Source organism: Mucilaginibacter sp. P4_G9 (assembly GCF_056400985.1).
Genome location: NZ_JBFUKF010000208.1, coordinates 1 through 9,137 on the forward strand (window position 1 = coordinate 1; position 9,137 = coordinate 9,137).

10 protein-coding genes are annotated in these 9,137 nt (G+C 43.3%); 4 read left to right on the forward strand and 6 right to left on the reverse strand.

Features of this window, described 5'->3' with window-relative positions; translation table 11 throughout:
* The 3 genes from AC1DPZ_RS16905 to AC1DPZ_RS16915 all read right to left on the reverse strand — a co-directional run.
* The coding region (locus tag AC1DPZ_RS16905; RefSeq protein ID WP_477405483.1) for a DEAD/DEAH box helicase at positions 1-287 on the reverse strand (287 nt) is incomplete at its 3' end.
* A gap of 117 nt (positions 288-404) precedes the next feature.
* Entirely contained in the window at positions 405-1,214 is an 810-nt protein-coding gene (locus AC1DPZ_RS16910) for a tRNA pseudouridine synthase A (RefSeq protein ID WP_477405485.1), read from the reverse strand.
* A gap of 106 nt (positions 1,215-1,320) precedes the next feature.
* On the reverse strand, positions 1,321-1,545 hold the full coding sequence (locus tag AC1DPZ_RS16915) for a CDGSH iron-sulfur domain-containing protein (RefSeq protein WP_477405487.1): 225 nt from the start codon (positions 1,543-1,545) through the stop codon (positions 1,321-1,323).
* Between the two features lie 281 nt (positions 1,546-1,826).
* On the opposite strand from AC1DPZ_RS16915, the gene AC1DPZ_RS16920 reads away from it, so the two are divergent.
* Entirely contained in the window at positions 1,827-2,858 is a 1,032-nt protein-coding gene (locus AC1DPZ_RS16920; RefSeq protein WP_477405489.1) for an aldo/keto reductase, read from the forward strand.
* A gap of 13 nt (positions 2,859-2,871) precedes the next feature.
* Here AC1DPZ_RS16920 and AC1DPZ_RS16925 read toward each other — a convergent pair whose 3' ends face one another.
* Positions 2,872-3,048 carry a hypothetical protein gene (locus AC1DPZ_RS16925; RefSeq protein ID WP_477405491.1) on the reverse strand — a complete coding sequence of 59 codons (177 nt, stop codon included), beginning with the start codon at positions 3,046-3,048 and terminating at the stop codon, positions 2,872-2,874.
* A gap of 134 nt (positions 3,049-3,182) precedes the next feature.
* Here AC1DPZ_RS16925 and AC1DPZ_RS16930 point away from each other — a divergent pair, with 134 nt between their 5' ends.
* From AC1DPZ_RS16930 to AC1DPZ_RS16940, 3 genes are all read left to right on the forward strand, one after another.
* A complete protein-coding gene (locus AC1DPZ_RS16930) occupies positions 3,183-4,568 on the forward strand; it encodes a Gfo/Idh/MocA family protein (protein WP_477405493.1) in 1,386 nt (461 codons plus the stop codon).
* A gap of 53 nt (positions 4,569-4,621) precedes the next feature.
* The gene (locus AC1DPZ_RS16935; protein ID WP_477405495.1) at positions 4,622-5,977 is read left to right on the forward strand and encodes a 3-keto-disaccharide hydrolase; all 1,356 of its coding nucleotides are present in this window, start codon (positions 4,622-4,624) and stop codon (positions 5,975-5,977) included.
* Positions 5,978-6,161: 184 nt separating this feature from the next.
* Positions 6,162-6,677: a GNAT family N-acetyltransferase gene (locus AC1DPZ_RS16940; protein WP_477405497.1), complete on the forward strand. Its 516-nt coding sequence runs from the start codon at positions 6,162-6,164 to the stop codon at positions 6,675-6,677.
* A gap of 117 nt (positions 6,678-6,794) precedes the next feature.
* On the opposite strand, the gene AC1DPZ_RS16945 is transcribed toward AC1DPZ_RS16940, so the two are convergent.
* Positions 6,795-7,322 (reverse strand): hypothetical protein, encoded by a 528-nt coding sequence (locus AC1DPZ_RS16945; RefSeq protein WP_477405499.1) that lies wholly within the window; start codon positions 7,320-7,322, stop codon positions 6,795-6,797.
* 227 nt (positions 7,323-7,549) lie between these two features.
* Entirely contained in the window at positions 7,550-9,109 is a 1,560-nt protein-coding gene (locus AC1DPZ_RS16950) for a M20/M25/M40 family metallo-hydrolase (protein ID WP_477405501.1), read from the reverse strand.
* Between the last annotated feature and the right edge of the window lie 28 nt (positions 9,110-9,137).

Consider the following 9,137-nt stretch of genomic DNA (forward strand, 5'->3'; position numbering starts at 1 on the left):
TTATTAAGCAGGTCAAATTGTTCAATTACACTTAATACATCTTCTTTTTCGGGTACCAGGATCAATACATGCGGAACGCCCTCGGGTGCATAATTAAAGCGGTTTAACACACCTAAAACATAGGTTGTAGTTTTACCGCTGCCTTCATAACCTATGGCGATAATGTCCTGGCCGCCAACTATTCTCGACAAGGTTTTTAGTTGCAGTTCCTTCGGGTTTGTAAAACCAGCTTCATTTACCGACTTAACCAGTTGCTTTTTCAGCTTCAATTTTTCAAACCACACCATCTGAGAACCTTATTAAATAATATTTGAGAGTGCGAAATTACCTAAAATACCGCTTATATCCATACCGGGAGTCAAGATATTAAAATCAGGAGGCAAGAGGGGAGTGTTTCTTCAATATTATATGGAGTGCCAAACCGCATCATCATCCTTTTGCAGCAGGCCCGAAAAGGTAGGCCGGGCCGGAATATCAAGGTAAGGATAAGTCACTTTTGACAAGTATAAACCCTGCGGATAGGCAGGAATAATGATCTTTGGCGTTTGCCTGCTGATAAGGTAACCCTCAAATTCGTCAACGCTCATCTCCCCGCGGCCAATTTCCAGCAGGCGGCCAATGATGATCCTGATCATCCTGCTTAAAAAACGGTTGGCCGATATATTAAAACGCAGCCGGTCCCCGGTTTTATCTACGCACAACCCGGCCGAACTCACATTGCAGATAGTATGTTCAATCCTGTCGGGCATTTTGCAGAAGCCGCGGTAATCGCTATAAAGCGGCAACAGAGCCGCCGCCTTTTTCATTTTATCAATGTTAAAATTTGTTTCGGGGTATAACGCGCTGAAACCACTTAAAAACGGGTCCTTATAGGTATGAATGAAGTAATCGTAAGAGCGTTGCACAGCATCAAACCGGGCGTGGGGCAGGCCTTGCATCGGGATAATGTCAAATACCGCGATATCATCAGGCAAAATTTTATTCAGCCTGAAAAACAGGTCGAAATCCCATTCCTGCCCAATATCAATATGGAAAAAAAACTGGCTGGCATGCACATGGGCGTCAGTACGGCCACAGCCGTTAACAGCTATTTGGGTTTTTAAAAGCCTGCTTAGTGCGGTTTCAAAGATTGCCTGCACACTTACAACGCCGGCATGTTTTTGCCAGCCGCTATACTTTGTGCCATGATAACCTATATGAAAAAAATACCGCATGATCCTTTGCCCAAAAATCCACAAAAAATGTGGTAAAAATGGCTGTAAAAGTAAGGGCCTGCAGTATTTAACAGCAGGCCCTTTATAATATGGTGATTAACCGTTATTAAACTTTTTTAGGAGGCAGATCAAATGCAATTGCATTATGCTCAAAATGACCTTTGTGCGAGCCATCACAAAACGGTTTATTTGCCGACAGGCCACAACGGCAAACAGAAACCACAGTTCTGCCCTGTAAGCCGTAGTTTTCGCCCTGCATATCTACAATTTCAAAATCGCCTTCAATTTTTACAGATCCGTTGTTATTAATAGTAAGTTTAGTTGTTGCCATACGTTAAAATTTTGGCGCAAAGTTAACTAATGGGAGAGCCTTTATATAGCCTATTTGCTATTTAGAAGTGTTCCTGATTGGATTGGGAATAGAATCAGGAGTCAAGAATCAAGAGTTAAGACGGCTGGCGTTTTTCCTTGTTGCGGCTACCTAACTAAATTACAAATGACAAAATGATGATGCATAAACCCCGCTCTTCGCAAACATAAATTTTAGCTTTGTATACATAGCAAAAGCTTTAAGCCTTTCGCTTTAAGCCTTCTGCTTAAATAAACTACACTATGGAATACAGACAATTAGGAGCATCGGGTTTAAGAGTGCCCGTGTTAAGTTTCGGCACTGCCACTTTTGGCGGTGGTAACGAGTTTTTTAAAGCCTGGGGCAATACGCAGGTTGATGAGGCCAAAAAGCTGATTAGTATATGCCTTGATGCAGGTGTGAACTTTTTTGATACCGCGAATATATACTCAAGGGGGATAGCTGAAGAAATATTAGGTAAGGCATTGGAAGGTCTGCGTAACGAGGTGCTCATCAGTACAAAGGCTACGCTGCCTATGGGTGATGGTGCTAATGATTATGGTTCATCGCGCCTGCATTTGGTAAAACAGGCAGAAGATAGCCTTCAACGTTTACAAACCGACCATATAGATGTTTACCACATGCATAGCTTTGACGCCACCACCCCGGTTGAAGAAACCCTGCGCGCGCTTGACGACCTGGTAACCAGCGGTAAGGTGCGTTATATAGCCTGTTCAAATTTTTCGGGCTGGCACCTTATGAAATCGTTATCGGTATCTGAGCGTTATGGCTGGAGCAGGTATGTGGCCAACCAGGCTTATTATTCATTATTAGACCGCGAGTTTGAATGGGAACTGATGCCTTTAGCCATAGATCAAAATGTGAGCACCATAGTTTGGAGCCCATTGGCATCCGGCAAGGTGAGTGGTAAATTCAGGAGAGGGCAGCCAATCCCGGCAGATTCAAGAACAGTACAAGGCGGCGCTCATGGCCCCGCAACCAACTTCGATCGCCTATACAACATTGTTGATGCTTTGGACGAAGTTGCCGAAGAAACAGGTAAATCTGTAGCGCAGATTTCAATTAACTGGTTATTGCAAAGGCCAACCGTAGCCAACATCATTATAGGCGCACGTAACGAGGAGCAGCTAAAACAAAACCTTGACGCCATTGGCTGGAACTTAACTACCGACCAGGTAAAAAAACTTGATGCCGCCAGCGATTTGCCGCCAATATATCCATACTGGCACCAACGCCAAAATCCTAAACTTATACCTCCGCCAATACAATACTAATAACAGTATAAATTTAAACGCCATAACCATGGGTTTCATCCCCATTGGTTATGGTGTTTGGTATAACCTCTCTTTTTTTACGTAAAAACGCGTATAAAAACCCATCAAGTCCCGTATAAATACTAATCCCAAAACAAACCCTGTTGCCTACTTTTACATGGCAAACGGTTAATGTTAATGTTTGCCGCAAAACCTAAACCTTATCTTTTTTCAAAACAACCTCTGGCTATTTACAGGCTTGTGAAATTAAAGTAACAGTTAAATTACAATTGCTTTTAAAAAAAAGCGACCGTTTTCTTCGAGCCTTTACAAAACTTAGCTAATTTGCCAACGCTGCCCGCCGGGCAATGTGTTATAAACCAATTAGCCATTTTACCCATGTTCAACCGCAGGCAGTTCATTCAAACTACATCACTTGCCGGAACCAGTTTCCTGCTTGCAACCCAGGTATCAAAAGCAGCTTCATTTTTTAAAGGATCGCCTAATGAAAAAGTTGTTTTAGGCATGATGGGCACCAATAGCCGCGGTCTTTACCTGGCCCAAAGCTATGCTAAGATACCCAATGTAGAGGTAGGGTATGTTTGCGATGTAGATTCAAATGTGGTTGATAAAACCATCAACGAGATTTATAAAATAACAGGTAAAAAGCCCAAAGGTATTACCGATATCCGCAAAATGCTGGCGATAAAAGATATCGATGCGGTTGTTATAGCCCCACCCGATCATTGGCACGCCCCTGCAACCATCATGGCTTGCCAGGCAGGTAAACATGTATATGTAGAGAAGCCCTGCAGCCATAACCCTCATGAAGGCGAAATGGCTGTTGAAGCCGCAAAAAAGTACAATCGTTTGGTACAGATGGGTAGTCAGCGGCGCTCATTTTCAAATGTGCAGGCAATGGTTAAAGAGCTGCATGATGGCGTTATCGGTCGTGCATATTATGCAAAAGGATGGTACACTAATCACAGGCTAAGCATTGGCCATGGCAAACAGGTGCCTGTGCCGGCTAATTTAAATTATGATTTGTGGCAGGGCCCGGCACCACGGAAGCCATACCAGGATAACCTGATTCACTATAACTGGCACTGGTTTTGGAACTGGGGAACCGGCGAGGCGCTAAACAATGGCACCCATGAGCTTGACGTGATCCGTTGGGGTTTGGGTGTTGATTATCCCAATAAAGTAGTTTCAACAGGCGGCCGCTTTCATTTTAACGACGACTGGCAAACACCCGATACACAAAATATCCTGTATAACTTTCCCAACAATACCGCCGCCGAATGGGAAAGCCGCAGCAGCAACGGCTTTAATATGGAGCAGTTGAGCCGTGGGGTAGTGTTTTACGGCGATAAAGGAACACTATTTTATGGCAGCGGCAATGGCTACCAGGTTTATGATGGCGATAACAAGCTTATAAAAGACATTAAAGACGATACCAAAGTTGATGGAACCAATAAAGTAAGCCCCACCGAAGCGCTGGATGGTTTTCATTTTAAAAACTTTATTGATGGGGTTAGGGGAGTAGCCCCGCTGAATTGCCCTATCGAGATCGGCTTTAAATCAACCCTGCTGCCGCAGTTAGGAAATATATCCTACCGGGTAGACCGGGTGCTGCACATCAACCCCGGCAACGGCCATATCCTTAATGATCCGGAGGCCGAAAAGCTTTGGAGCAGGGAGTACGAAAAAGGGTGGGAAGTGAAGGTGTAACCCTTAAAAACTTACAAGTTGTCAATTGCATAAAACATCTACTATATCATAACATGAAAAAATACATTTATCCAATAGTAATTTTACTAAGTGCAGCCACACTATCCCAGGCTCAAACCAAAATATTTGATGGTAAAACCCTGAAAGGCTGGAAACGCCTGGCCGGTACTGCTGATTATAAGGTAGAGGATGGAGCCATAGTAGGCACTACTGTTTTAAACTCCGGCAACACATTTTTAGTTACCGAAAAGGAATACGGCAATTTTATATTGGAGCTTGATGCCAAAATTGAAAGCAACTTAAGTAATTCGGGCGTGCAAACCCGCAGTCACTACAATGCTGCCGGTCATGATGGTAAGGGCTTGGTTTATGGCCGCCAGCTCGAGATCGATCCATCCGACCGTAAGTGGACAGGTGGTATATATGACGAGGGCCGCCGCGACTGGCTTTACCCCTTAGATTTAAATGCCGCTGCAAAAGACGCCTTTAAAGTAGGAGAGTATAACCACATTCGTATTGAGTGTATTGGTAACGAAATGAAAACCTGGGTAAATGGTATTGCTACTGCCGATGTGGTGGATACCATTGATGCAAAAGGATTTATAGCCTTGCAGGTACACGCCGTGAGCGACGAAAAGCAGGCAGGCAAAAAAGTGTACTTCAAAAATTTCAACCTGCAAACCACCAATTTAAAATCAAAACCGTTCCCTAAAAATGTGTACGTGGTAAACCTGCAGCCCAACAGCATTACACCTGCAGAAAAAGCTGCCGGCTGGAAGTTACTGTATGATGGTAAAACCAATACAGGCTGGCACGGCGCAACCCTTAAAACTTTTCCGGATCATGGCTGGGAAGTGGCCAACGGAACAATGCATGTGCTGCCATCAAGCGGTAAAGAAGAATCGGGCGGTGGTGATGTAGTTACCAATGATAATTTCAGCGCTTTCGACCTGTCGTTTGAATTTAAGCTGACACCCGGCGCTAATAGCGGGGTGAAGTATTTTGTTACCCTGAGCGAAGTTACAAGCGGCTCGGCCATTGGTTTGGAGTACCAGGTGCTGGATGATAAACTACACCCCGATGCCAAGCTCGGCCGTGATGGCGACAGGACATTAGCTTCATTATATGACTTGATAAAGGCCAACAAGAAAGATCGTTTTGTTCACCCGATAGGCGCCTGGAATACCGGCAGGGTGATTGTATACCCAAATAATCATGTAGAACATTACCTTAATGGTGTTAAAGTGCTGGAATACGAACGCGGCTCAAAAGCCTACAAAGACCTGGTTGCTATGAGTAAATACACCATCTGGAAAAACTTTGGCGAGGCCCCGCAAGGACATTTGTTATTGCAGGATCATGGAAATGAAGTGTTTTTCAGGAGTATAAAGGTGAAGGAATTGAAGTAAATCAATACCAGCAGGACTAGACTTACGAAGTTTTTGAAACTTCGTAAGTTTTTGTGCTATACGCTTTTACGCACATTTCAATTCTGTGTCTTCTCTCCGAAATTAAAATGCCATTTTAGGAACACTGAATTTATTGAAGCCGGTTTTTTTCATCCTTTTCGGCTTTCTGTTCCAAATCTGTAAAATGTATTTTTTAAAAACAGTACAAACTTTACAATTTGTGTGCATTCGCTTGTTTTTCTTTATCGAACAAAAAAATAAGTATAAATTGTGTTTAAAGCCCAATTTAAAAATGAAATCAAAAATTTATGATATGATGTATCCGCTGATCAATGATGGCAGCGGAACATATGAACTTGATGATTTAAATGCTTATATCGATAAAATCATTGAAAAGGGATGTATAATCTCTGTAATGGAAAACGATGTTTTACTTGCGTTTTTAGCCTATTATGCAAATGATTATGAAAATAAACTCGCTTTTTTATCAATGGCGGTAGTTTCACCGTCGATGCGAAAAATGGGGTATGGAAGAAGGTTGCTTGATTTTTGCCTGGTTGATTTGATGCGCAAGGGATTTAACAGATGCCTTACCGAAATAAAAGCGAACAATAAAACAGCTTTGAATGCATGTAAAAAGATGGGCTTTACTGAATTTGGAGAAAAAGGTAACTATATAATTTTGGAAAAAATTATATAGTAGTTTCCACTGTATAAAACTCCATTGTCGGGTATCAAAACTATTCAATTATGTAAGAGCCAAAAAGCAGAATGCAATGACCTTAGATTTTGTGCATTCTGCTTTTGGCTTTATAATTTAGCGCATTAAATCCTGATAAGCGGCCGATAGTATAATACCATGATGGGCATTCACCACACCATTGGCATAACCGTTGTTATCAACAAACATTTTCTCGTTCTCGATAAAGAAATGAGTATTGCCAACTTTAAAATTACCTTTAATAGTTAACACCTTATCTGGCAGCTGGGCATGTATTTCGTTAAGGATATGACTGGATAAGCCGGGATACTCATGCTCATCAAGCTGGTAAACATCCAGCACAGGTTCGTGATGGCCGGTTTGATATACTTTAATGCGGAATTTACTGATCTCTAAGCGGATGTCTGTTCTGTCGGCAACGCTGTTACTCGCGATGTTTAAAGCATGGCCATCCATTGTTGAAATATTCGCATCGATATTTAGCGCCAGGTTCTCATGGTTTTTTTTCTCATTATAAAATGATAAAACTCTTAAAAACTCGGTGCTGTTATCGCCATCATTCACCCTAAGGGTGCGCTGTGTGCTCAGGAATATGGTAGTCCCGAAAATAAATGCGTGTTTCATAACTTTTGATATTGGTTTATGTACTAATAAGCGCCAGAAACAAGAAATGTTTTGTTTAAATACGCACATTCATAAATAAAAAAGCCCTTCAGCAAATGCTGAAAGGCTCTCATAAATATGTAGTGTCGTGTCAATTTTGAATTGACGTTAGCCTTTAGTCGAAAGTCTTAAGTTCAAAGCCAAAAAGAACAAATCCGGCCTACAACTTATGACTTAGAACTGTTGACTTAATCCAATCCTCCCCGCCGGGTAGCCTTGGTTTGCACCGGCCATTTAATACCCTCGGTTTTGGTGTTTGTTGTTTTAGCCGGATCCTCGCTGGCCATATAAGCCATTATTGCGGCTAGCATGGCATTATTCTTCAGGTCGTCAAATACAACCTTGTCATAAGTATCGCGGTTGGTATGCCAGGTATATGAACCGTACGACCAGTTAAGCGAGCTTAACGAAAAGCCAGGTGCGCCAACGGCCACAAATGATGCAAAATCGGACCCGCCACTACCCGGCTGGCCGGGGAAATTTGTTTTGATGCGGTTTTTTAGCGTATCGGGCACAGCGGCGAGCCATCGGCCTAAATAATCTTTTGCTTCCACAAAGCCTTGCCCGCCCAGGTTAACTACGCGGCCTGTACCATTATCCTGGTTAAACAGGGCCTGCAGGTTTTTTACTATCTCCGGGTGATCTTCTACAAAGGCGCGCGAACCGTTCAGGCCTTCTTCTTCGCTGCCCCAGTGCCCAACCAATATGGTGCGTTTTGGGTGAGGATAATACTTCTTAAGTAAACGCATGGCCTCCATCATGGTTAAAGTTCCTGTACCGTTATCGGTGGCGCCGGTACCACCATCCCATGAATCAAAGTGGGCGCTCAGCATTACATATTCATCAGGTTTTTCAGTGCCTTTTATTTCGGCAATGGTGTTAAAAGTTGGTACTACGCCAAGTTCTTTTGATTCGGTATGCATACTGATCTTCGGCTTACCGCCCGATTCACTTAAGCGGTAAAGCATGCCGTAATCTTCCAGCGCTATGTCAACTGTTGGTACTATTTTAGTATAAGCGCCAAAGATCTTATCAACCCCAAAACCTGCCGACCAATTATTGGTGATGATGCCGGCAGCGCCAGCGTTTTCGAGCGCAACAGGTAGTGTTTTGTTGGTAAAGCCGGTTTTGCTGATACGTTTTTTCCAGGCATCTGTTTGCGCGGTACGCGAGGCTTTCATTTTATCGAAGGATTCCTTTGTGGCAAATTCCGTCCAGTTATAATCGGGCCTGCCGGTTGGCTGACACATAGAAATCATCACAAATTTACCCTTAACATTGGGCAGCCATTGCTGAAAAGCAAGGGAATCGGCCACATCAGGCAGAATAATTACTTCGGCGGTAACTGTTTTTTTGCCCATACCCGGGCTCCAGGCCAGTTGGGTGCCTTCTAATGATTTTACACGCGGCGAAACCATATCTATATGTGAGATACCCCGTTCCCAGCCACGCCACTCGCCCCATTTTTCGTTATGGGCCGGGATATCCCAGCTTTTATATTTGGCTACCGCCCAGTCGTTAGCCTGTTTCATTTGTGGTGTGCCTACCAGCCTTGGCCCAACACCATCAAAAAGCTCATGCGCCAGTTTTTCCAGCTGCGAGTTGCTGGTTTCCTCGGTCATGATATTATTAATAACAGGATTTGTTGATTGCGCATTGGCAAGGCAGCTGCAGAGCATTGCACCTAAAATAAATGGCCTTGCCTTGTGCCACCTATTCAGGTTGAAATTTGTGTTAAAGTTTTTCATGAACCTAATTTATGGAAAAGCAGAGAGG

Excerpts from the sequence above, each read along its gene's own strand:
- AC1DPZ_RS16910 (WP_477405485.1), bottom strand. The coding sequence starts at position 1,214 with ATGCGGTATTTTTTTCATATAGGTTATCATGGCACAAAGTATAGCGGC.
- AC1DPZ_RS16915 (WP_477405487.1), bottom strand. The coding sequence starts at position 1,545 with ATGGCAACAACTAAACTTACTATTAATAACAACGGATCTGTAAAAATT.
- AC1DPZ_RS16920 (WP_477405489.1), top strand. The coding sequence starts at position 1,827 with ATGGAATACAGACAATTAGGAGCATCGGGTTTAAGAGTGCCCGTGTTA.
- AC1DPZ_RS16935 (WP_477405495.1), top strand. The coding sequence starts at position 4,622 with ATGAAAAAATACATTTATCCAATAGTAATTTTACTAAGTGCAGCCACA.
- AC1DPZ_RS16940 (WP_477405497.1), top strand. The coding sequence starts at position 6,162 with ATGTATTTTTTAAAAACAGTACAAACTTTACAATTTGTGTGCATTCGC.
- AC1DPZ_RS16945 (WP_477405499.1), bottom strand. The coding sequence starts at position 7,322 with ATGAAACACGCATTTATTTTCGGGACTACCATATTCCTGAGCACACAG.
- AC1DPZ_RS16950 (WP_477405501.1), bottom strand. The coding sequence starts at position 9,109 with ATGAAAAACTTTAACACAAATTTCAACCTGAATAGGTGGCACAAGGCA.